The 22,988-nt window shown below is 56.0% G+C and carries 12 protein-coding genes; 5 read left to right on the top strand and 7 right to left on the bottom strand.

Going from position 1 to position 22,988, the window contains the following annotated elements; genetic code table 11:
- Window positions 1-24: 24 nt before the first annotated feature.
- The 3 genes from pepF to FF011L_RS25445 all read right to left on the bottom strand — a co-directional run bounded on the left by pepF (window position 25) and on the right by FF011L_RS25445 (window position 6,848).
- Complete coding sequence (gene pepF, locus FF011L_RS25455) at window positions 25-1,824, bottom strand: oligoendopeptidase F (RefSeq protein WP_145354731.1); 1,800 nt, start codon at window positions 1,822-1,824, stop codon at window positions 25-27.
- Between the two features lie 343 nt (window positions 1,825-2,167).
- Window positions 2,168-2,809 (bottom strand): methyltransferase domain-containing protein, encoded by a 642-nt coding sequence (locus tag FF011L_RS25450; protein WP_145354730.1) that lies wholly within the window; start codon window positions 2,807-2,809, stop codon window positions 2,168-2,170.
- A gap of 13 nt (window positions 2,810-2,822) precedes the next feature.
- Complete coding sequence (locus FF011L_RS25445) at window positions 2,823-6,848, bottom strand: DUF4332 domain-containing protein (protein WP_145354729.1); 4,026 nt, start codon at window positions 6,846-6,848, stop codon at window positions 2,823-2,825.
- A gap of 282 nt (window positions 6,849-7,130) precedes the next feature.
- Between FF011L_RS25445 and recG the strand changes: the two genes are divergently transcribed.
- Complete coding sequence (gene recG, locus FF011L_RS25440) at window positions 7,131-9,356, top strand: ATP-dependent DNA helicase RecG (RefSeq protein WP_145354728.1); 2,226 nt, start codon at window positions 7,131-7,133, stop codon at window positions 9,354-9,356.
- Window positions 9,357-9,733: 377 nt separating this feature from the next.
- Here the strand turns inward: recG and folE are convergent, their stop codons facing one another.
- Window positions 9,734-10,348 (bottom strand): GTP cyclohydrolase I FolE, encoded by a 615-nt coding sequence (folE, locus tag FF011L_RS25435; protein WP_246109627.1) that lies wholly within the window; start codon window positions 10,346-10,348, stop codon window positions 9,734-9,736.
- Window positions 10,349-10,590: 242 nt separating this feature from the next.
- Complete coding sequence (locus FF011L_RS25430) at window positions 10,591-11,301, bottom strand: LON peptidase substrate-binding domain-containing protein (protein WP_145354727.1); 711 nt, start codon at window positions 11,299-11,301, stop codon at window positions 10,591-10,593.
- 201 nt (window positions 11,302-11,502) lie between these two features.
- Between FF011L_RS25430 and FF011L_RS25425 the strand changes: the two genes are divergently transcribed.
- The 3 genes from FF011L_RS25425 (at window position 11,503) to FF011L_RS25415 (ending at window position 17,329) form a co-directional block, all read left to right on the top strand.
- Window positions 11,503-13,299 carry an ExeA family protein gene (locus FF011L_RS25425; protein WP_145354726.1) on the top strand — a complete coding sequence of 599 codons (1,797 nt, stop codon included), beginning with the start codon at window positions 11,503-11,505 and terminating at the stop codon, window positions 13,297-13,299.
- A gap of 8 nt (window positions 13,300-13,307) precedes the next feature.
- The gene (locus FF011L_RS25420) at window positions 13,308-13,727 is read left to right on the top strand and encodes a hypothetical protein (protein ID WP_145354725.1); all 420 of its coding nucleotides are present in this window, start codon (window positions 13,308-13,310) and stop codon (window positions 13,725-13,727) included.
- 290 nt (window positions 13,728-14,017) lie between these two features.
- Complete coding sequence (locus FF011L_RS25415) at window positions 14,018-17,329, top strand: serine/threonine-protein kinase (protein ID WP_145354724.1); 3,312 nt, start codon at window positions 14,018-14,020, stop codon at window positions 17,327-17,329.
- 218 nt (window positions 17,330-17,547) lie between these two features.
- On the opposite strand, the gene FF011L_RS25410 is transcribed toward FF011L_RS25415, so the two are convergent.
- Together FF011L_RS25410 and FF011L_RS25405 are read right to left on the bottom strand one after the other, a co-directional pair.
- A complete protein-coding gene (locus tag FF011L_RS25410) occupies window positions 17,548-19,017 on the bottom strand; it encodes a DUF1501 domain-containing protein (protein ID WP_145354723.1) in 1,470 nt (489 codons plus the stop codon).
- A gap of 4 nt (window positions 19,018-19,021) precedes the next feature.
- Complete coding sequence (locus tag FF011L_RS25405) at window positions 19,022-21,484, bottom strand: PSD1 and planctomycete cytochrome C domain-containing protein (protein WP_218932888.1); 2,463 nt, start codon at window positions 21,482-21,484, stop codon at window positions 19,022-19,024.
- Between the two features lie 305 nt (window positions 21,485-21,789).
- Between FF011L_RS25405 and FF011L_RS25400 the strand changes: the two genes are divergently transcribed.
- Window positions 21,790-22,602, top strand: a complete 813-nt coding sequence (locus tag FF011L_RS25400; RefSeq protein WP_145354721.1) for a heparin lyase I family protein — start codon at window positions 21,790-21,792, stop codon at window positions 22,600-22,602.
- The last annotated feature ends 386 nt before the right edge of the window (window positions 22,603-22,988 follow it).

Genomic DNA, 22,988 nt, shown 5'->3' with positions numbered 1-22,988 from the left:
TAGTCGAATAAGAAAAGACTTCGCTTACAGTAGCTTATCAAGTTCCGTGGTCAGGTCGGCGAATCGTTTCAGAGTGGTCGCAACCGGTTCGGGGGCGGTCATGTCGACTCCGGCGTCTTTCAGCAGATCCAGTGGATCTTTACTGCATCCTGCGGAAAGGAAGTTCAGGTAATCGGCCAGTTCCTGTTCACCCCCTTGGAGAACACGTCGCGAAAGTGCGACGGCAGCGCTCAATCCGGTGGCATATTTGTAGACGTAGAACGCGCGGTAGAAGTGAGGGATGCGGAAGCATTCCAGTTCCAAAGATTTGTCGATAACAAATTCTGGCCCAAAGTAGGCGGTCAGCAATTCGCGGTAGACCGAACGGAACGATTCAACCGTTAGCGGTTCACCCGCTTCGGCCATCTCATGCGTCCGTTTTTCGAATTCGGCGAACATCGTCTGACGGACAACCGTTGCCCGAATGCTGTCCAGTTCTTCATTGATCAGATAAGCCCGCTCGGTATCGTCGGCCGCGTTCTTGATCAGATGGTCCGTCAGCAATTGCTCGTTGAAGGTGCTGGCGACTTCCGCCACGAAAATCGTGTAGTTGTAGTATTCGAATGGCTGGCTGCGAGCGGAGTGCCAGCTGTGCATCGAATGTCCCGCTTCGTGAGTCAACGTGAAGACGTCGTTGAGGACCTCTTCTTTGAAGTTCATCAGGATGAATGGGTCGGCATCAAAACTGCCGCAACTGAACGCACCACTTTGTTTGCCGCGGTTCGGATAGCGATCGGACCAACGGCCTCGAAGCCCTTCTTCCAGGACGCCACAGTATTCGCTGCCGAGCGGTTCCAGTGATTGCAGGATAACGTTGACCGCTTGATCCCAGGTGTGATGCTTTTTGATCCCCTGAAGGATCGGTACGTAGGTGTCGTAGTGATGGATGTCGTCCAATTTCATTTTGCGACGGCGAACATCAAGGTACTGATGGACCGCGGGTAAAGAATCGCGGACAGCCGTGATCAAATTGTCGTAGACGGACTGCGGAACATTGTCGGGAAAGAGTGCGGCGGAAAGGCTGCTGTCGTAGTTGCGAGCCTTCGCGTAATAGACGTCCGACTGAATACTGCCGCCGAGGGTCGCGGCAAGTGTGTTTTCGTGAGCTTCGAATTGTTGGTAATACTGATCGAAGGCTTGTTTGCGGATCGCGCGGTCAGGGCTCCGTAAAAATTGCACAAACGTTGCGTGGGATAGCTCATAGGTCCGCCCCTCGTGATCGGTCATGTCGCCGAATTTCAGGTCCGCATCGTTCAGTTGCCGAAATGCATTGCCAGCGGCGACGGCCATTTCACCTTGCATCGCCAGCAGACGCTCTTCACGATCGCTAAGCGTGTGAGGGCGAAAACGAATGAGACGTTCCAGCTGTAAACGGAAAGGGGCCAACAGCGGATCGGCCAGACGCTGGTTCATCGTTTCGTCGTCGATCGCGAGCAGTTCGGGCCGCATGTAGCTGGCCGCCTGCGAGGCTCGCACGGACAGGTTTTGAAATCGCGATTTCAGTCCTTGGTAGTGGCTGTCCGCCTGATTTTCAGTTGTTTTCAAGAAGGCATAGATTCCCAAACGTTCGCCGCGACGATCGAATTCGCTGTCAAAACGAAGGGCTGCAAGCAGCGTTTCGGCCGATTCGGCAAGCCGTCCTTGGAATTGCTCATATTTAACAATTTCGGCATCTTGGAGGGCGAAATCTTCTTCCCATGCAGCGTCGTTTTCGTACAGGCTGCAAAGGTCCCAGGTGTCTTCGGCGGCGACGTCTTGACGGTTGGGGAGACTTGTCGTGGACATGGTGATTCCATCCTTGAATTCTAAAAGGCGATCCCGGAAAGGATTTCGTTTTAATGGCAATTAAAGCTGGTTTAGATTGTATCGATTCGAGCTATCCGACACAGGGCCACGTTTATCAGCCTACTGTTTCCAGGCAACACAGCAAAAATCGTCATCTGACACCCGATGCCATCAGCTTTCTTAGCGGAACGGCGCGAGCGGCATGTTGATTTAGTGATTGTCGCCTTTCGCTCCGCCAAAGGCGACAATCTTGCTCTGCTAAGAAAACCGCCCGGGGATGCGAAAGTAGATGGCATTGGCCTGATGCGCTTGGCAGCTGAGTCTGGCCCTGATAGGTCTTCGCTTAACGCTTGAACGCCCGCCCCATTTTTTGTTGGACGGTGATTTCGTTGGGGCCTAGGAAGGTAACTAGGAGGGCGCCCGGAGCGGCGGTGACGGCGAACAGTTCGTCGATGAAACGGTGCTCTCCGGGCCATGGATAGGCGAAGATGATGTCGAAGTCATCGATTTGCATATCCAGTTTTGCATAGATCGATTCTGCCGAGTGCCCCAAAGAGGGAAGGTAGGGATCTTCGCTGAAACGTTCGGCGTTGGGCGGGAGAAAGTTGCCCTGAAGCAGTTCAACAGGTTGCTGCCACATTGCGATCATTTTTGCCGCTTCGGCAACGACCTTCGGTTCGACTTCGACGGCCAGCACGTCCCAGCCCAAAGAGGCGGCGGCACATGCGTTGACGGCAAAACCGCAGCCCCATTCGATGAAGCGGTTGCCGGTTGCTAAACGCGTTTCGGCGATCCAGTCGAGCGTTCGGTAAACCAGCGGATGATCGCTGGCGACAAAATGTTCGGCGTCGGTCGATTCACGGCGATCATGAAAAGCGACCGTCCTCCGCAAGGACTCATCCAGCAATTGCTGGATGGGGCCGGGGATGGGACGGTCGGTCAAATGACGAGGCAGTTCGATGGACTGTAGGGCAATGCGTGGCATTCCGTCAGTTTACCTACGCGGCACGCAATTCACGATGGTGCTGAGCAAACCGAATCCAATCGACGATTTCGGCATGATCGGGAGGCGTGGATCCGCGAAGGATTCGTTTTCCTTCGTTGGTGTCGACGACTTCTTCGATCAGATTTAGCAACCAATCGGCATCGCTGCTCGCGATCCGCTCGGGGTCGTAGACGTCGGCCGCGACTAGCAGCTGGGCATCGTGACCGCGGAGCATTGGGATTCGGCAGACCAAGGCGGCCTGTCGCTGCCATTGGCGGACTTCATCGGCATCGATGCGACGATTGTTTAGGCGATTGGCAACGTCATCGGGGTCGGCTTGCAGCAGATCCCCAACGGTGATCAAACCGATTTTTTCTAGTTTGTTTGCCGTACGAGGGCCGATCGTCGGGGCGTCGACAATTGGGCTATTGCGTTCCAGGTAGAACCGCCAGTTGGCGGATTCGGAGGTTTTGCTGGCCTGCATCGGGACGACATCGTGTTCAGCAGCGTCGATCGCGTTTTGACGCTCTTCGGCATCCCGGGCAACGCGTTGACGTTCACGATCGGTGCGATCTTGCTCGTACTGTTGGCGTTCGGCGCGAACCCGTTCGTTGCGACGCGTCCGTTCTCGATTGTCTCGGTCACGTCGGCTTCGCGGTTCACGTTCGGATGGGGTGCGCGAGTGGTTGTCGGAGGATTGACTGTACCCGTTACCGGAACCATGTCCGGATCGGCTTTGGCCATTCGACGTCGATCGGCTGTGGCCGTTTCGGTCGTAACCGGCACGGTTGAATCCTGCGCGGCTGTATCCATTTCGGTTGTAGCCATCACGATCGTATCCCGAGCGGTCGAACCCGTCCCGGTCATAACCTTCGTGATCGTGGCGGCTGGCGGGAACGGTGACGCGGTCGCTGGCAGCGGTGCGTTCCGATCGAGACGTCGTCGCTGCTGGAGCAAATTCGACACTCGGTTCTTGGCTGGCCAAGTTGCGGCGACGCGATGAATTGTTGCGGCGGCCATGACGGCTTTCGCGGGAAACCGAGCGGTTGGCGGCGGCGATCCAGCTGGTGATGCGGGACAGTTCGTAACTGCTTCCGCTGCGGAGGATCTGTAGGCCACGTTCGGTCGCCAGGAAGGCTTCGACACGGTCAAGCAGTTCGCCTGGATGCATGCCCGCCAAATGTTTCGGATCGGTGACTCCACAGCCAACCAGGACCCGAGCGTCAAAAGGACGCAATTGAGGGACGCGGCAAACCAGTCGAGCTTCGTTCTGCCAGCGAAGCATGGCTGCTTCGTCGACGTTTGGCATTCCAATCGCATCGGACAAACGTCCCGGATCGGCAACCAATAGCTGTCCGATTCGAGCAATTCCGACGCCTCGCAGGCGAGCTCCGGCAACGGCATCAATCGAAGGAGCTTGGTCGACGGGGCTGTCGGCCGTCAAGAAAAAAGGGCTTGGGGCCGCCTCCCGGTGGCTGGATTTTGATCCGAACGGAGGGTCCTGTGGAGGAGCGTAAATGCGTGCGGAGACCGCGGGCCGTTCGGCGCTGTGGAGGGGACGCGTCGCCGGGCGTGTGGGGTAACGATCGAAGGTGTCGTCGAAACTGTACGTTTCTTGCCAAGCCGCATCGAGGTCCCGATTGACGTCTGCCGAGCGGTTGTAAGACGTGTTGGGGCGAGCCGCTGGCTGAGGCTGCGATACGCGAGGTTGGACGTTGGGGCGATCCAGCCCGTGGACGGTGCCGCCAGCCGCTGCAACGCGATCTGCTAATTCGCGGTGACGCGTCAACAGGATCGTTTGATGACCCGCATCGGCAAACGCCATGACGGTGTCCAACCAATTAGGCATCGCGACGCTTGCGCGGTGATAGCCATGGTCGTAGACGGCTTCATCGTAGCTTGGTCGATCATAAGCAGCGTGCTCGAATCGATAGCCGGCGTACGGGTAGTTTGCATCCAGGTAGTGGGTGCTGGGGCGGATCGATCCCGAATGATTGTCGTAAACCGGAGCCTGCCGGTCGATGGCGATCGAACTGGGCGTTTCAATTAGCAGCGGAACGACGTAGCCACGCTGTGCAAGTTCATCGATGGCGGCCATCCGAACTGCGAGTGCTGCGAGGTAGCGTTCTTCCAAGGAAAGCTGGGTGTCGCTGCGGCCGTCGACATAGACGCGTTGATAGGTTGCCGCCGGATGCAGGTTGGTCTGCTGAGCGGTTTCCCACTGCATGACTTTCATGCGACCAGCCGATAGACGCTGCAACCAATAAGCAACGCGGGTTGCCAAACGCGACGATGTCGCGACCGGCTGCTGAAGTTCACGTAGTCGAGCCACGCATACGTCGCGTTCTTGCTGGTAGCGGCTATGGGAGCCGGCCCGTGAAAGGAGGTCGTGGACGTGTTGGCGTTCTCGCATGACCTCGTGACGACTGCGATGGTCGACCGGGATTTCTTGAACGCTTAGACGCGAACGTTCCGCCTGCAATTGAGTCAGTTCGTCGCGGATGGATTGGATCTGGCGAACCGTTGCATCCAGTTCTCGCGAGTAATCCAAGCGATCGGATTCCAGGCGAGCGACTCGAGCGGAGTGGGCTCGGCGATCACTCATTTCTGGCGGGCAACCAGGGCTGAGCAACCAATCGCCCAGTGTTGCGTGTCCGTCACCGTAGGCAGTCGAGGTGACATCGGGACGCCAGTCGCCAAACGAGCTTCGGATCTGTTCCAGCGGGACGTTGTATTCCGCTGCGATTCGGTCTAGCAACGTATTGCGGTGCCGGATCAGATGATCGATCGACGTCAGTAGTTCTCGCTCGCAACGGGACAGGTCGCTTTTGGTTTCGCGGGTCCAGGTGAGTGGGGATTCGACGCCCGAGCGGGCCGGACTGCGATGAAACAAACGCGAGTTGATCTGCTGCAGTTGATCCTTCAGGTCTTGAAGGTTCTGCGACAAACTGCGGTATTCCAGTTCGGCAGAGTGATTCGGGAACGTCTGCTGTGGAAGGACGTGATCGTTTAAGTCATAGCGACTTGCCAGCCAATCGATCTCACGCTGCGTCGCTTCTAGTCGCGATTCCAGGGCGTGCAACGAATCGACTGCCGAGCTGGAACGAACGGGCCGTTCGAGGCATTGGCGATCGCTACGCTGTGCGAATTCTTTCGCCAGACGACTGCGAAGTTGGCGGACATCAAACAGAGTTCGACGCCAGCGAATCAGCTGGTTGTCTAGTTCTTCCAGTTGTTGGCGGTCGCCGTCGGTGATCGAATAGCGAGGCTGTTCCACGGTTGCATGACGGGCGATCGCACTGCGTTCGGCGTCGATTTCGTCCAGCATTCGCTGAAGTTCTTGCTTCTGGTCCAGTAGACGATGGAGGTCGCGTTCGAGGTTGGCTTCCCGGTCCAGTGCCCACTGGCGACGGGTCGCGCTGACGCGGTGTTGCTCGGTATAAGCATCGTAACGATCAATTCGAGCCAGTTCGGCTGTCAGCTGAGTCAGCCGTCGATCAAGCGAAGCGACCGTTTCTCCGGCCGCCAGATCGCTATGAAGGAATCGATCCAGTTCGGCAATCCGTCGCTTCAGACGGTTTTGTTCTTCAATGTCTTGGGGTGGCGATGTCTGCAAATCGTCCAAGCCCGCACGATGGGCAGCTGCGATCGCTTGCGTAATCGAGTGTTCGTTGCTGCTGGTGATGATCCCGTCGACAACGGACTGGGATACATGGGCTAGGCGGTGAGCATGTTCCTGGCCGTGCTGGACCGGTTGGCCGTTGCGCGGTTCGAAATCGACCACCAAGCCACCGTCGGATCCTCGGACACAGTGCATCAAACCGTCGCGTCCTGCCCAGACGACACGCCCGCGTTGGATGTCTTGTAGAGGTTGGCTAGGTTGGAGTTCACCTAGCATGGTTTCACGCAAAAAATGAAGCACCGTCGTTTTGCCAACGCCAGCGGTTCCAAAAATCGCGTTCAATTTATGAGAGAATGGTCCTAATTGGACTTGGTGCAGGGGTCCCTGCTGATCGATATCAATCCGTTCCAATAACATGAGTCTGGCTCCTCCTTGGCCGACAATCCTATCTAGTCACCCCTAACGGGCGGTAACGCGGGACGAAACAATATCGCGATCGAATCATTTCAACAGCGACAATCGACCAAGGGTCTCCCTGCTTTCCTTGAAAAACGGGGGGGTCGATTGCTGGGCAATCATTCCGTCCGGGAAATCTACACGATTGTTCCCTTTTCCCGAAACACTAATCTGCCGAAAAAATTTCAGATTTGCTAAAGTTCTGATTCGCAGCTCGTTTTCCTGCTTTCCGGGGGCTTTTACATGACCGATCCCATTCCTGCCGCGTCGGCGCCCGGTACCGTCGTGCACGAATTGTCTGACCTGGAACTGGGGACCGACCTGCGGTTCGTCCCCGGAGTGGGGCATGACAGAGCAGTTTTGCTAGCAAAGCTTGGACTTCGAGCCGCCGGGGAGGCCCTTTTTTTCTTCCCGCGAAATTATGAATTCCCTTCGATAGAAACGAAGCTGCCAGACCTAAAAGAAGGGGTGCCCGCGTCGTTGGTCGGGGTGGTGACGGAAGTCGAACTGAGATCGGGGGCCGCGGGGAAATCAACGCTGGGGGTGTTGGTTGAAAACGACGAAGGTGCATTCCGAATCGTTTTTTATAACCAGGCTTTCCGAGCCGATCAAATCGAGCGAGGAATGCGAGTGCTGGTTTCGGGGACGCCAAAATTGGTCGGTCTGCGTTGGCAGTTCACGCACCCTAAGGTGACGACCCTCGGACCGGACGAAGACCCGCCACCGGGGAAGATTTTGCCACTGTACGGTTTGACCGACGGGATCAAACAGTACGCGATGCGGCGGATGCTGGCTGGTATCGCACCTCACTTGGCGTCGCATGTACGCGAGGTGTTGCCGGCGGAGATTCGTCAGTCCGCGGGCGAGCGACTGGGGTGCGCGTTGCCCGATATCGATGTCGCGCTGCGAGAAATTCATCAACCAAGTGGCGAAGACGCCCTGCGGCAGGCTCGGACGCGATTGGTTTTTCAAGAACTGCTTGTCATGCAGCTTGCCTTGGCACTGCGTCGCCGCCGGCTAACGACCGATCTTGCATCGCCTCCTTTAACCGCCACGCCCGAAATCGATCTGCGGATTCAAAAACGTTTCCCCTTCGCTTTGACCGGTGATCAGGTTCGAACGATCGCGGAAGTCGGCCAGGATATGGGGCGTCAGTTCCCGATGAATCGATTGGTGCAGGGGGACGTGGGGAGCGGCAAAACGGTGATCGCTCAGTATGCAATGTTGCTGGCCGTCGCGCATGGTTACCAAGCCATGTTGATGGCGCCGACCGAAATCCTCGCGCGACAACATTACGAAACGTTGACCAAGGCTCTTGCACACAGTCGGGTTCGGATCGGATTGTTGACCGGGTCGCTGCCCGCGGTCCAACGCCAGGCTTTGGTAAAGGAGGCGGTCGAGGGAAAGGTCGACGTGATCGTTGGCACCCAGGCCTTGTTGTATGGCGAATGGACGCCCGCAAAATTGGGTTTGGTCGTGATCGATGAACAACACAAATTTGGAGTTGGTCAGCGAGCGATGTTGCGGAGTGGTGGACTGGATCCGCATTACCTGGTGTTGTCGGCGACGCCGATTCCGCGAACCATGGCAATGACCATGTTTGGGGATTTGGATGTCAGTACCTTGCGTGAAAAACCGCCGGGCCGTAAACCGGTTCGGACCTACCTGGGGCGTGATAACTGGCGTGAACGATGGTGGAAATTTGTCCGTGAACATTTGGACGAAGGTCGGCAAGCGTTTGTGGTCACACCGCGAGTGGCCGACAGCCCTCGGGAACTGGACGACGCCGATGAGTCCGCCGAAACCTCGACAACGCAGGGCGACAAGGAACTGGGAGAGACCCCCGATTCATTGGAGAGCATCTCGTCAGCGGAGTCTGTTTTTCAGGAGCTTGCCGAAGGGGGATTAAAAGGGTATCGGATCGGGTTGTTGCACGGTCGAATGTCAGCAAACGAAAAGGCGGCTGTCATGCAGCGGTTTGCGCAGGGACGATTGCAGGTTTTGGTTTCAACGACGGTGATCGAAGTCGGTATCGATATCCCCAACGCGACCGTCATGACAATTTTAGGCGCCGAGCATTTTGGGTTGGCTCAATTGCATCAGCTTCGCGGCCGCGTCTCGCGAGGCAAAGTTGCCGGGCATGTCTGCGTGTTTACCGATTCCGAAGGTTCGCCGGAAGAGAATGAGCGGTTGCAGGTTTTTGCGGATACCAGTGATGGATTCGAATTGGCCGAGGCCGATTTTCGCCTGCGAGGCCCCGGCGATTTAATGGGAACGCAGCAGAGCGGCATGCCGCCGCTACGGGTCGCCGACCTTCAACGCGACCAGAAGATTCTCCACGTCGCTCGAGAATTAGCGCAGGAAATCGTCGATGCCGACAGCGAGCTCACCGCACCCGAATTCGAATCGCTAAAGAAGCAAGTGCTCAAACGCTATGGCAAGGTTTTGGATCTAGGCGACGTCGCCTAATGTCGCCTTTCGCGTGGGACGTGACGTTTATAATTGACGGAAGTCTGGCTCCGAATCGGCTAGGATTGCTTCCGCCCTGCTTGCTCTGGAATCAACTGCGCCGACGCGTCGAGCTTCTAGCCTGCCGAAAAAGTTCCGTTTCCGGGCTTGCCCGCCGGAAACAAGCAGGGGCCGTTAAGCTGCCGAAATCCCTACCCGCTGCGTAAGCGAGGGGCAGCAATAACCGGTCCCGATCCCTCGCTAACGCAGCGGGTTGGGATCGTTTGAAGTCTTGCCGCACATCAGCAACCTGTTCCGAAACCGTCGCCGATTGATTGTCGCCTTCCGCTCCGCGAAAGAACGTCTGCAAAGCGTTTGGTTTTGGTGAAGCACCCTGTTTACCGGTTGATCAGGCCTAATACTTCGGCTCGGCTGGATGGGTCGTCACGAAAAACGCCTCGCATCGATGAAGTGATGCAGAGGCTGCCCGGTTTGCGGACGCCTCGCATGGTCATGCATGAATGCGTTGCTTCACAAACGACTGCGACGCCTCTGGCCTCCAGGCGTTGCTCCACCAGGTCGGCTACGGTTTCGGTCATCCGTTCTTGGACTTGCGGACGGCGAGCGACCTCTTCGACCACGCGAGCCAATTTGCTCAGCCCGACGACTTTGCCGCTTGGCAGGTAGGCGATGTGGGCGGTTCCGGTAAACGGCAGGAGATGGTGTTCGCACATGCTGCAGAAACTGATATCGCGAACCAGGACGATCTCGTCGTAGCGTTCGGTGAATACTTTGGTGAGATGACGGCCCGCGTCATATTTCAGGCCCGCAAACATCTCGGCATACATTCGTGCAACTCGAGCGGGCGTTTCCAGAAGTCCTTCTCGGTCCGGATCTTCTCCGACAGCATCCAGGATTTCGCGAACGGCCTTTTCGATCCGCTTTAAGTCGACGCCTTGCGGAACTGGTTCATTCCGATCGGTATGCAAACGATTGTTGCTTGGTGATGTCACTATCGAGTATCGGAGTTTGAGGGGGAGGGGGATGTCGCCATTCGCATTCACCGGGAAGGATTCATGTTTCTCCGGGAGACGACAGTTTTGTAGCGTTTAGCCTACTCTCTGCAACCCATTTACGTTAGACCCTAGCAGCGGGGCAAGGATCGATTCCACGGCTCGTTCGATTGGCCTGAAACAGCAGAATCCGAGTTCCTTTGCGCCGACCTGGGCCGCCGTTTTTTATTCGCTCGAAAACGCTAGTTGTCGCTGAACGGAGGAGGGAAGGAGCTTGGAGGGGGATTGGTGGGGTGATTTTCCTTGGTCGCCAGTTCCTCTAATAGATTCGCCAGAAGGTCCGCTCTTCGGTCGACATCACCAAGCTCCAGCAGTTCGATTTTTTTTCGCACGTCAAATGCCAATGTATAGGCGATAATGTCCGTGATCGCGCCGAGTGGCATCTGCGAAGCCATCAATTCATGGAGATTCGCGTGCACGCCTCCCGCTGCAGGGATTAGGTTGCGAAACGCTTGCAGCACACGGTCGCGGAGGGGCTGCCGTTTCGATGCACCCGTGGGTGGGTAGACGTCCTCGATAATCTCTACCTCTGCCATTCGGAACGAACGCTGCGTATCGTATTCTCGCAGAATCCTGGCACGCTTTGCTCCCAGAAGAAGGACGTTGTGCCGGTTGTCATCGGTGGGGGTGTGAGAAATGATCCGTGAAATACAGACGATCGGCTCGATTTTCGACGGATCCCCGGTAGCTCCCGGTGCTCGTGGATGGTAGGTCGACATCGTGATCAGGCGGTCCGAAGCCAATGATTCAGCTAGCAAATCGCAGTATCGTGGTTCAAAAATATTCAGCGGCTGCATCGCATGCGGAAAGACGACTAGGTCGGGCAGTGGAAACAGGCGCACGTGGCCGTCAAAGTCATCGGGCAACTGAGTCACACTTTCCATATCAGTCATTGAGGACGGCCTAATTCGCGTTTTGAGTATGCCAGCAAAGGCATTTGGCGGCGGGTTTCGAGAGGTTTCTGTATAGATTAGCGGAACTTGCGAAGAGTTTCGTCATAACCGTTATAGTCGGAAGACGAATTTGCCGATATTCACGACGTCTGCGTCTCATCAACGCACGTTTGCGTTTCCTCCATCCGGCAAGACATTTTCATGACACGAGCCACCGTCACCCCTTTTTCTGCTGCTCCTGATCCCCGTAATTATCAGCCATTGGGATCGATCGAATCATGTCGCGAGCAGTTGGAATCGGCGCTTCGAAATGATGCGGGTCTCGGTGTGGTGGTCGGACCCCCAGGGACAGGTAAGTCGCTTTTGTGCCAAAAATTGGCCGAGAGCCTGCGGGATTCCTTTGAGGTGGTTTTGCTGGCGGAATCTTCGCCTCGGGATCAGATCAGTCTGCTGCAGAATATTCTGTTCCATTTGAATATGCCTTACAAGAACCACAGTGAGGGTGAGCTGCGGCTCTCCCTGATTGACCGGTTGACCCAAGGGGCCCATTCCAGAGAAAACCAATTGGTCCTGATCGTCGATGAGGCGCAGTCCCTTCCGGATACGATTTTGGAAGAGCTGCGAATGATCACCAATATTGTTCGTGGAGGGCGTTCCTGCGTGCGAACCGTTCTGGCGGGAAACCATGAACTGGAAGACCGGCTCGGACAGCCTCAACTGGAATCGCTGGCTCAACGCATCGCTGTCCGTTGTTACCTGCACCCTTTCCGGCAGGAAGAGACTCAGCAGTTTCTGCGTAACGGTCTGCTTCGATTGTCCAAGACTGCCGAGATCGAAGATGCCGCGGCGGCGGCCGTCCATTTTGCGACGACCGGCGTCCCACGTTTGATCCAACAATTGATGCGGCAGATCGTTCGCTACGACGCCCCGCACAAACCAAAAATTCGGATCACCGCTGCCGATGTTAACGCGGCATGGAGCCAAGCACAGCAACTTGCCAGCCCGATCCAAGATCCTGAATTCCAGGCTGCACCGATCGCCGGTCCATCGCAAGCGATGGCTCCAGCGGAACAAGCACCTTCGGAACAGCAACCGGTGTCCGTGACCGAACAAGTCGAAGTCGATGACATTGTTGAATACGGCGAACTAAGCGATCCGGAACCAGAGGTCTTAGAAACGGATAAGGCAGACGTAAAGGACGAGTTGTCCGAATCAATGCCCCAGGTGGCTGCCGATTTAGACCGGATCACCGATTCCCTCCTGCGGATCTCCGAAGACGACTACACCGATCCAGAGGCGGAGGTGGAGTGGAACGACGCGGAAGCCAAAGAGGAAGTTGCGGAATTGGACGCGAGTCTTCGCAATCCTGGAATGGATGAAAGTGGTTATGAAACCTTCCAGGAAACCACTGCTGAAGAATCGCCGGTACAGTGGACCATCGAATCGCAATCCGAATTCTACGAAGATGAGTTCCCTGTAGCATGCGATCGGGTGGAAGCGTCTCAGCTATTCGGCGACGATTTCGATGAAGAAGAAGTCGTTCCTGTTCCGCCCGTGATGCCTCGATCTTTCTCCGATGGGCTTGCGGAGCGAGCCGTTAAACGCGGCGAAGTGATTTCGGCGCAGTTGGATGACGAAATCGAACTGTCGATTTCCTCGCTAGAATGTCAGCCGGAACAACGGTTGCATCGCGAAGTTGCAAGCCTTTCCCAAGCCGCCGCTCATTTGCAGATCCATACCGATTCGCCTAGCGACACACTATCAGAGGCCGACTCGCTGGCGGTCCCTGCTATCGGTACCGATGGTGTCGGAACGGGGACTAGTGATCTGAAACCAGCACCTGCAGACGATATTCACCTGATTGACGACAGTGACATGTTGATCATCGAAGAGGTCGTCGATGTGGAAGCGAATCCGGTGCAGGCGTATGCATACGATGACGATCCAAGCGACACGATCGATTATCAAAAATTGCTTACTCGAATGCGGCAGGCGTAATGAGTTCGATGAACACCTTGATCCAACGGTTGGTGGATCTAGCCGATCAGCAAGCTGTCAGCCCCGTCTTGGTCGCTGAAAAAGGTTTGCACCTGCAGATTCCGTTTTACCTTGCGATCGGCGAACAGCTGGCGGAGAAGACGGAACGTCAGGTACATTTCGAATTCATGACCGGGTTGTCGGTTCTGGAAAGATGGGGGCAGGCCTGGATGTTAAAACGTCTGCAACGGTCGCTGGCAGCAAGTACGAATTGGGACGTGACGGTGGAACGAACCGCCGTGGTCAGTCGTCCCGCGGGCAATCAACGTCCATTTGTGCTTGGATTTGCAACCTCCGTTCAGTCGCTCCCCTCGTGGGCAACGGCCGTCCGGTTAAGCGCGCACGCGTCGCCTCAAGCCGATTTTCGTTTGGCGATCGAAGCGGCCTAAATGCGGGCCTGCAGCAGCACCGTGTGATTTTGACGGTAACTTCCCGACGGTTCAGCCTAGCGGGAGCAACGTCGGTTCTCGCTGCTAAAACATCCGCCACGCGTTCTTGAAGAACCAGGGCTTTCCACGGAGCGTCTGTTGGTTGCTCCCTGATTGGGGGGTAAGCGATTCTCTAGCGACATGGGCAAGCTGACGGGTGGTTTTGTTTTAGGCTAAGGTAGTCATGGAAACCGGACGCCCGGGACCGGTAGATCGTATGCCATGCAGAATTAAAATGAGCGGCGGGTTCGATGGACGATGCGACTCATGATGACGCCTCGGACGACAAATCTTCAACCGATACTTGGGTCGACGATCAGCGGATCTACCGGCTGTTTTCCGAGTGGAACGCGCTTCGGGCGGGCGGCCAGAATGTTTCGCTGGAAGAGCTTTGTCGGGACGCACCAGAGCTGATTGAACCCCTGCGATCTTGCATTGCGGCGATGACGGATGGCGAGGTGGTTTCGCGGCCGCGGGGAGAAGTCCCTTCGCAGGTGGGCAGCTATAAGGTCCTCCGTCAGATCGCACGTGGAGGTTCCTCGTCGATTTATGAAGCGGAAAGCTCGTTTCCACGTCGCCGCGTCGCGTTGAAGTTGCTTGATGCCTCGTCGTCCAGTCCGCGGATTCGATCCCGCTTTGAGTTGGAGGTCCGCTTGTTGTCGGCGCTTCAGCATCCCGGAATTGTAAAAGTATTCGATGCGGGACGCGTCGAAATGAATGGTGAGGAGCGAGCGTTCTTCACGATGGAGTGGATCGATGGGCACGGGGTTGGCGACTACGTGCGAGCTCAGTGTAAGAAGGGCGATTGGTCGACGAAGAAAACGGTCGAGCTGCTGATGGGGTTTTGCGATGCCCTCTGTTATGCCCACCAAAGTGGCGTGATCCATCGCGATCTAAAACCGGCAAACATGCTTGTCGATTCCGAAGGACGGCCCCGGCTGATCGATTTCGGAATCGCTCGCGTTCAACCCCATTCTGACATGACCATCGTCGCTGGTCTGACGTCGCGGACCTTGGTCGGAACGCGGCCCTACATGAGCCCCGAGCAATTTGACGAAGACCCCTCCGCAGTGGATGCACGCTCCGATATTTACGGGCTGGGGGTCGTGTTTTACGAACTGTTGACGGGGAAATTGCCTTATGACGTGCGGAAACGATCGTTCGTGCAAGTTGCGGAAGTGATTCGTGAAACCCCTCCGGTCTTGCCTTCGACTTTCGATCGAAGTTTACGCGGCGATTTGGAAACGATCGTACTGACGATGTTGGCGAAAGAGCCCAGCGAACGTTATGCGACGATGCAGGATTTGATCGCTGACTTGCGGCGGTACTCTCAAGGATTTCCTGTCCACGCCAAACGGCCTACCGCGTTGGTGACCTTTCGTCGGTGGTGTTCAAGGCATCCTCGCGCGGCCCGGTTGTCGGCTGCCGCCGTCCTCTCGCTGGTTTCACTTAGTATCATCGCCCTGTGGATGGCCAGTAGTGCTGCCCGTCGCAGTGATCTACTGACGACTTCGAACATAAACCTGAAGATTGCGAAGCAACGGGTTGAACATCAGCTGGAAAAAATCCAGAGGAATGAAAGCGAGCTGCGTCGCTCAACGCTTGCCTTGCAGGATTCGTCCGATCGGATGCTCCGGTCCAATGCAAATTCGACGCTCCTACGGTTAAGCACGCTCGCGGAACGTTTGCCTCAAGAGGTCCAGCGTAAATTGGATGACGAAGAGACGTTTCCTGCGTCGGTCCGTGGTTTTGGCTGGAGTCTGCTAAATCGCATGACCCGGCCTGATTACCGTCGATTTGCTGCGGATGGAGGGGAACTGACACACGTCGGTTTATCTGCCGATGGTAAGCGAGTTGTATCAGGGGGATTGGCTGGGATTCGCGTGTGGGATTCTGGATCGCTGGAATGTTTGGTCCACAAGAAAATTGTCCTGGCCGGGAACTCGCAGGCCTTGGATGTTTCGCCCACCGGAGATGTGGTCTGGTTTGTCAGTGGTAATCAAAAGGTGTCTCGGCTGGACGTCGATCAAGCGACGGTCCAAGACTTGCCTACCGGGACGCAGCATAAATGCACCGTTATCTGTGGGGTGCCCGGTACCGATCGGTATCTTGTCGGCGACGCACAAGGTTCGCTGGCACTGTTGGCAGCGAGTGAAGATCAACCGTTGCTGTGGGTTCACGATGTTTCAGACCAGCCAATCATTTCAATCGCCTTAAACGAGGCGGGGGACAATGTCGGTGTTGTGGCAAGCGACGGAAAAGTGGAGGTGCTGTCGCTGGTTAGTGGCCAACCGGTCCATCGGGCTCAGGTCGGCCTGGACGCAGCGGTTCACGCAAGCTGGGATGCTGGACTGCACTGGGTGTCGGTGTCGGAGCGGACGGCAAATACCGTTCTTTGGGACGTTCGGCGTGACAAGTTGATGAAACGCTGGAATTATTTGGGCGTCAGTCCGCAACTCTTAATGTCCTCGGCATCCGTCTCTCTGTCGGAGCTGAAATTGATTCTCTCGGGACGAGGTCGTGTTTCACGGTGGGCCGGCAGAGAGCGAGAATCGGTTCTTTATGATGCTTGGCAATTCAACGTTTCCGTCCCCTCTCTTGAATCGCTAAACGGCGATGCACCGGAGGCAAGCAATGGGGTGGACGACGAGCCGCGGATGATTGCCGTGGCTGACGATGTCCCCTTGTTAGCTTGTGCGCTCCGCGGGGGCGACATTTTGTTGATGCCGACCGAAACGCAGGCGGCTGCACGCTTATTGCAAACGCCGTATGCGGCAATCAGCGGTGTTTGCTTTTCGCCCGATGGAAAAAAACTGGCTGTTTCGGGAGGCGGAGGGAATATCGATTTGTACGATTTCGATACCCAGACCATGAGGACCGTTTTTGAGCAATCCAGAGGGTCTGTGTTTCGGTTGCGATTTGATTCGCAGGGACGGTCGCTATTCGCCTTGGTTCCCAAAAACGGACTGTTGGAATTTCCACTGCAGGCGGACAACGTTTCAAAGCAGCAATCGGTCGATCCTAAGCAACGTGATTTCTTCCTCGCAGACCAAGACATTGTTGGTACGTGTAACGCTTTTCAAATTCTGGAATGGGATGACGCACAGCGGGTTACGGTGGGGCTCGCCCGCGATGCGATGGTTGCCGTTGGCACGGTAGACGATGGCGATTGCGTCACGTCCGCTCGCTTGCCCTGTCCGGTCGGGACTCGCTGCCTCGCAATTCTTCCAGGAAAAAATCAGTTTGTGACCGGAGGAGGCAACGGAGCGATCGACGTTTGGCAGACGGTCCCCTTAAAACACTTGAAACGCCTAGGGTCGGCGGAAGGGCGGATAGGCGGCCTGGCCGCTTCGCCCGATGGACTTGTCGTTGCTAGTGGGCACTTCGGTGGCTCCCTACTGCTGTGGGATACAACAATTTGGCAACCCCAATTGATCTTGGACACCGGTCTAGAAGCCGTCCGCTCGGCTGCCTTTTCGCCAGCGGGCGATCGATTGGCGATCGCAGGAGGCAGTGGTCAAATTCGCATGTACGAGACGCAGCACGAAGCGTCTAAGGACTAGCAGCGCGTGCTCCTTATCGACGGGCATTCTCTGTTGCCGGAACGCCGCCAGCTCAATGCCATCACCTTTGGCATCTGCAAGAGTACGGAAATCAGGGCGATTGACCACAGCAATCACCGCAAAAACGCAACTTCAAAACGTATTTGCCGGGTCGTTTGCCCCCCACCGCTAGCAAGCATCCGCCGAGACGCGTTATTTATTGATGACGTATTCTCGGCCTAAATCAACACGTCACGAACCACATGCCCATGCACATCGGTCAGCCGAAATTGTCGACCTTGAAATTTGTATGTTAGTCGTTCGTGGTCGATTCCCATTTGATTCAGAATGGTTGCCTGAAGATCGTGGACGTGGACCGGGTTTTCAGCCACGTTGATCCCCAGATCGTCGGTCGCTCCGTAACTGATGCCTGGACGGACTCCGCCACCTGCCATCCAGACGGTAAAGGCATAGGGGTGATGGTCGCGGCCCCAGCGAACGCGATTTTTAATGTCGCCCTGGAGGAACGGCGTTCGCCCAAATTCACCTCCCCAAATCACCAGCGTGTCGTCCAGTAAACCGCGTCGCTTCAAATCCATCACCAATGCGGCACTCGCCTGGTCCGTATCGCGGCACTGGTTGTACAGTTCCGTAGTTAGCGAAGTGTGTTGGTCCCAGCCCGCGTGCATTAGCTGCGTAAATCGGCAGCCCCGTTCGGCCAAACGCCGAGCCATCAAGCAGTTGTAGGCAAAAGTGCCCGGTTCACGAACGCCCGGGCCGTACATGTTGAGCGTCTCTTCCGATTCCGAGGAGAGGTCGGCTAGTTCCGGAATGCTCGATTGCATCTTGAAGCCCATTTCATATTGAGCGATTCGCGTCGCTATTTCGGGGTCTCCAAATTCTTGCAGTTTGTGTTCATTGATCTCGGAGATTACGTCCAGCCAGTTGCGACGCATGTCAGGCGATATTCCCGCGGGGTTGGCGGCATACAAAACAGGGTCGCTGCTGCCACGGAATTTGACACCTTGAAATCGCGAGGGAAGGAATCCGCTTCCCCAGTAGAAATCGTAAAAGATCTGACCGCAGGTGGTGTCTTTCGTGATGCTGGTCATCACGACAAACGAAGGTAGCTCTTCCGCTTCGCTTCCCAAACCATAAGTCATCCAGGCACCCATCGTAGGACGCCCGGGCATCTCGCTGCCGCTTAACATGAAATTGATCGCCGGAGCATGATTGACCTGTTCGGTATGCATGCTTTTGACAAAACATAATTCGTCGGCGATTTTTGCGGTGTGTGGCATTAGCTCGCTGACCCAAGCACCACTTTGCCCGTGTTGTGCGAAAGGTTCGATCGGGGCTAACAGCAATTTGCCATCCGCGTTTCCGGTCATCGTGCTGAAACGGCGGTCGCCGATGTAAGACGAAGGTACCGGTTCTGTATGCAGCTTTTTTAGGGTTGGTTTCCAGTCAAATAGATCGACGTGGGTGGGGGCTCCATTCTGAAATAGATAGATGACCCGCTTGGCCTTCGGAGCCAAATGCGGAAGCGAGGCAAGTCCGCCATTTGCACTGGCGTCTTGCGTGGCGGTCGCTCCAAATCCGTCTCGGCTTAATAGCGACGCGAGCGCAGCGGTCCCGATCCCGGTCGCATTGCGGCCAAAGAAATGACGACGATTCAAATGCTGCTGGTTTTGTTGTAGCGGATTCATTGGCTTACTCTCGGTTCAGAGTTTCGTCCAGGTTGAGGACTGCCAAGCACAGACCAGTCCAGGCGGCATGTTCGACAACCGGGATCGATGTGTCCCGTGCGGCTTCACCAATCGCGGTTAGCTCGGTCGCCGCATCGGGCGTTCGGTGAAACTGGGTGCGTGAGCGGTCAAGGCCTGCTTGCAACGCCTGCTGCTCGGTCGCGGTTGCGGGGCGGGCAAGAACTCGCTGAAACACTCGGTCGATTTTTTGAGCGTCGCTATCGCTTGTTGGATCGATGCCCGTTTCGACCAGGTCCTTTTCTGCCAGGACCTTTTCTGCCAGGACGCGGGCCGCTTCAACATAGGTCGTGTTGTTTAGCGTTTGCAGAGCATGCAAAGGAGTGTTGGTGCGCTGGATATTGACGGTGCAGCTTTGCCGCGATGCGCTGTCAAAGAACATTGTGGGGGCGACAATCCTTCGCCAGAAAACATAAAGACTGCGTCGATACAATTTCTCCCCATGGTCTTGGACGTATTTCTTTTTGCCAAAGGAAGCTTCTTCCCAGACTCCGGGCGGTTGGTAGGTATTCACCGATGGACCGCCAGAAACCGAGGAGAGCAACCCGCTGGCGGCCAGCGCTTGGTCGCGAATCATCCAGGAAGGAAGCCGGTAGCGGGAACCGCGGGCGAGCAGTCGGTTTTCAGGGTCGCGTTCATAGATTTCAGGGGATGCGATGCGTGAGGATTGTCGATAGGTGTGACTGGTTACCATCTGACGAATCAATCGCTTAACGTCCCAGCCTGAATCGCGAAAGTCGGCAGCCAGCCAGTTCAGTAGGTTCAGTTGAGGTGGGATTTCTCCTTGCACGCCAAAATCCTCGGCTGTTTTAACCAGTCCCGTGCCAAAAATCTGAAGCCAAAAACGATTGACGGCGACTCGAGCGGTTAACGGATGCTCTGGATCAATCAACCATTTTGCCAGCGTCAAACGATCTGCTTTCTCGGTCGGTTCCGGCGCAGGGAGGAATTTGGGGAAGCCCGCGGTGACTTGAACGGTCGGTTTGTTATACAGGCCGCGTTCTAGGATGAAACTTTCCCGAGGTTCTTTCATGTCGGCCATGACCATCACCTTGGGAATCGCTTTTTCCTTCGCGGTGATTTTCGCTTGAACCGCTTGCTGGTCTTGCTTAATCGCCAGTTCCGCAGTCGCGCGGTCAGCCTGCCGGAAGCCGTTTCGGATCACCGCATCCGTTGATTTCGGAAACGAGAATGGAATCTGTCCGCCGTCGATCGTTTGTTTGGCAAGGTCTTTAAGGCGTTGGTTATGTGTCTGTAGCTGAGCACGCAGCACCTCCAATTCGTTGGCTGTTTTTTGGCTGGGGACCGGCAGGGTGGGCGGCGTCTGAGCATTGCCTCCTGCGCCTGTCACCGGCGTTTGGTCAAAAAAGGCAAAGAACTGATAGTACTCTTCGTTGGTCAAGGGATCGTATTTGTGATCGTGACACCGGCAACAGTTAAGAGTTAATCCCAGCCACACGGTCCCCATCGTTTCGGACATGTCCATCACATATTCGGCACGGTTCTCCGCCGCGATTCGTCCACCCTCGCCGTTGATCATGTGATTGCGAGCGAACCCCGTTGCAAGTATTTGTTCGTTGGTTGCGTCGGGAAGTAGGTCTCCGGCCAGTTGCCACAGAGTGAACTGGTCATAGGGAAGGTTGTTGTTAAAAGATTGCACCACCCAGTCACGCCAGGGCCACATCGTTCGTTCGTTGTCCCCTTGGTAGCCGTTCGTGTCGGCATATCTGGCCGCTTCCAACCAGTTCCACGCCATGCGTTCTCCGTAGGCAGGGGATTCCAGAATCCGGTCGACCAATTGCTCGTAGGCATCCTCGGAAACGTCTGCCAAAAATTCGGCTGTCTGTTCCGGGGTCGGCGGCAATCCGGTCAGGTCAAGAAACAGGCGTCGCACCAGCGTGGTCTGTGCGGCTGCAGGCGACGGTTGGATGTTCTGTGCTGCAAGTTGCGATTGAACGAATTGATCGATCGGGTTTCGGATCAGCGATGTGTCGGGCAACGTTGGAATGGCCGGAGCGATGAGCGGTTTGAAAGACCAGTGCTGTTCCCAGTTGGCACCTTGGTCGATCCATTCTTTGATCTGAGCAATTTGCTGAGCGTTTAGCTGGCGGTTGGAACTTGGCGGAGGCATCAGCATATCTGCATCATCGCTGATCAACCGCTGGAACAGTTCGCTCTCCTCGCTCGCATTGGCTTCAATGACCTCGTCCGCCCCTGCGGATGTGTCCAGTCGCAAACCTGCCTCGCGAGTCTCCGTATCGGGGCCATGACAGAAGAAGCAATTTTCTGAAAGGATTGGCCGAATATCCTTGGCGAAATCAATCGGATCTGCAGCAGAGAGCGGACCAAGGAACCATCCCATGGTTAGCAGCAGGCTGAGCAGTCGGAGCAGCGGAGCAGGGGAGTGCATGGAGCAGGCAAGGAGGAGGGGCGGAACAGCCGAATGGATCGCAGGCAGGGTTTCCTCCATCATACCCCGAAAAACAGCGAAAAGGAGCCTCGTGAACGCTGCCCAAATACCAACTACATTAAGGTCGTCGTGGATGGCGAAATCGTTTGCTTCAAATCAAATCGCGTTTCGGCCGGATACATTGATCGTCGCTGGGTGGTTCTCAAGAGCAGGCGAAGAAGAAACGCCCCGCCGAAGTCGCGGGATTTGTGTCTGTGAGAAGGTAGGTGAATTCCTGCTACCTGTTGAATCCGAATGCTTGAATAATGAACGCCAACACCGCGAACCTTACCGTTATGGCTCCAGCAAGACGAATCGTATTCACGCACCTTGCTATCTTAAATCTGTTTCTTTGTGGCTGCAGCGAACGCGGGGGGAGGGACGAGGAGGTTGGGTTCCTTCGCGCGATCATGCCGGAGTCGCTTGTTGGAATGTCGAGTGTTGACGTGGCCACTCGTGATAGTCTGGCCGTCATTGGCGAAGGTGATTCACAGCACCTTGGTCTTCGGGTGTTCCCTGCAATGCCCAAGCAGCACGGCGGAATCCGTGCAGAAGTAAGTGTTGATTTTCCGTTTAAAGACGGTGATTGCGTGACCTATCGTTGGCGATTCATGGTTGCGGAGGATTTTGTGTCGGACGCCCCCGAAAACCGCTGGTGGTTGATCGGCCAGTGGCACGATCAACCGAATCGGGCAATCGGCGAATCTTGGGAGGACTTTGACTCGCTCAGCCCACCCGTCTCGCTTAGCATCGGCGAAGTCGATTCCCAATTGGTTGTCGGCCTTAACTATGGGCTGACAGCCGACGGCAATGTTCAGCAGCAGATAGGGCCGACGCCTATTACGAAGGGAACGTGGCACACGATCGAAACGCGGATTTCTTGGACAGAGGGAATGTCGGGGCAGGCCGAAGTTTTTGTCGACGAATCGGAGGTCCCGGTTCTGATCGCAAGCGGACCAAACATGAACAACGGCTATCAGCACTATTTGAAGGTGGGAATGTACCGTCACCCCGACATTGATACTGAGAACTGGATCTATATCGACGACCTTGAAATTGCTTTGGATGAGACGCCGTAGCGACGCGTTGGTCGTTGCGTTTCCTGTATCCACAAAGGACGAATCGTATCGTTCTTGCCACGCGACTACGCAGCGGCGAAGGGCAATCGACGCCATGCTTGGTGGTTGCCTGCCGCTACCAGTCAAACCGGTGCCGATTTCGCAAAACAGGTGGGGGAGTACGTGAATGAATTGGCGGAATCTCCTATACTGCACCGGCGTGGCGACCGGAGAGGGCCTGACGGTTGATTGGCGGCTCCCGGAAAAATTCTTGTGCTAGAAGCATGGCGAAGCTGAAGCCAGGGAGTGTGCGAAGGGCAGGTGATTCGTTTGTTCATCGACATGGATGGCATTCGCCAGTTCTTTGTGACTTCTGTCGCTCGCTTGCCATTCACAAGTTCGTTGCG

Origin of the sequence: Roseimaritima multifibrata (assembly GCF_007741495.1) — a bacterium.
GTDB classification, from domain to species: domain Bacteria; phylum Planctomycetota; class Planctomycetia; order Pirellulales; family Pirellulaceae; genus Roseimaritima; species Roseimaritima multifibrata.
Note: the sequence above shows the minus strand (reverse complement) of the source record. Positions and strands in the feature narration are given on the sequence as shown.

Bases quoted from the DNA above. Each gene is read 5' to 3' on its own strand.
- pepF (WP_145354731.1), bottom strand. From the start codon at position 1,824: ATGTCCACGACAAGTCTCCCCAACCGTCAAGACGTCGCCGCCGAAGAC.
- FF011L_RS25450 (WP_145354730.1), bottom strand. From the start codon at position 2,809: ATGCCACGCATTGCCCTACAGTCCATCGAACTGCCTCGTCATTTGACC.
- FF011L_RS25445 (WP_145354729.1), bottom strand. From the start codon at position 6,848: ATGTTATTGGAACGGATTGATATCGATCAGCAGGGACCCCTGCACCAA.
- recG (WP_145354728.1), top strand. From the start codon at position 7,131: ATGACCGATCCCATTCCTGCCGCGTCGGCGCCCGGTACCGTCGTGCAC.
- FF011L_RS25430 (WP_145354727.1), bottom strand. From the start codon at position 11,301: ATGACTGATATGGAAAGTGTGACTCAGTTGCCCGATGACTTTGACGGC.
- FF011L_RS25425 (WP_145354726.1), top strand. From the start codon at position 11,503: ATGACACGAGCCACCGTCACCCCTTTTTCTGCTGCTCCTGATCCCCGT.
- FF011L_RS25420 (WP_145354725.1), top strand. From the start codon at position 13,308: ATGAACACCTTGATCCAACGGTTGGTGGATCTAGCCGATCAGCAAGCT.
- FF011L_RS25415 (WP_145354724.1), top strand. From the start codon at position 14,018: ATGGACGATGCGACTCATGATGACGCCTCGGACGACAAATCTTCAACC.
- FF011L_RS25410 (WP_145354723.1), bottom strand. From the start codon at position 19,017: ATGAATCCGCTACAACAAAACCAGCAGCATTTGAATCGTCGTCATTTC.
- FF011L_RS25405 (WP_218932888.1), bottom strand. From the start codon at position 21,484: ATGCACTCCCCTGCTCCGCTGCTCCGACTGCTCAGCCTGCTGCTAACC.
- FF011L_RS25400 (WP_145354721.1), top strand. From the start codon at position 21,790: ATGAACGCCAACACCGCGAACCTTACCGTTATGGCTCCAGCAAGACGA.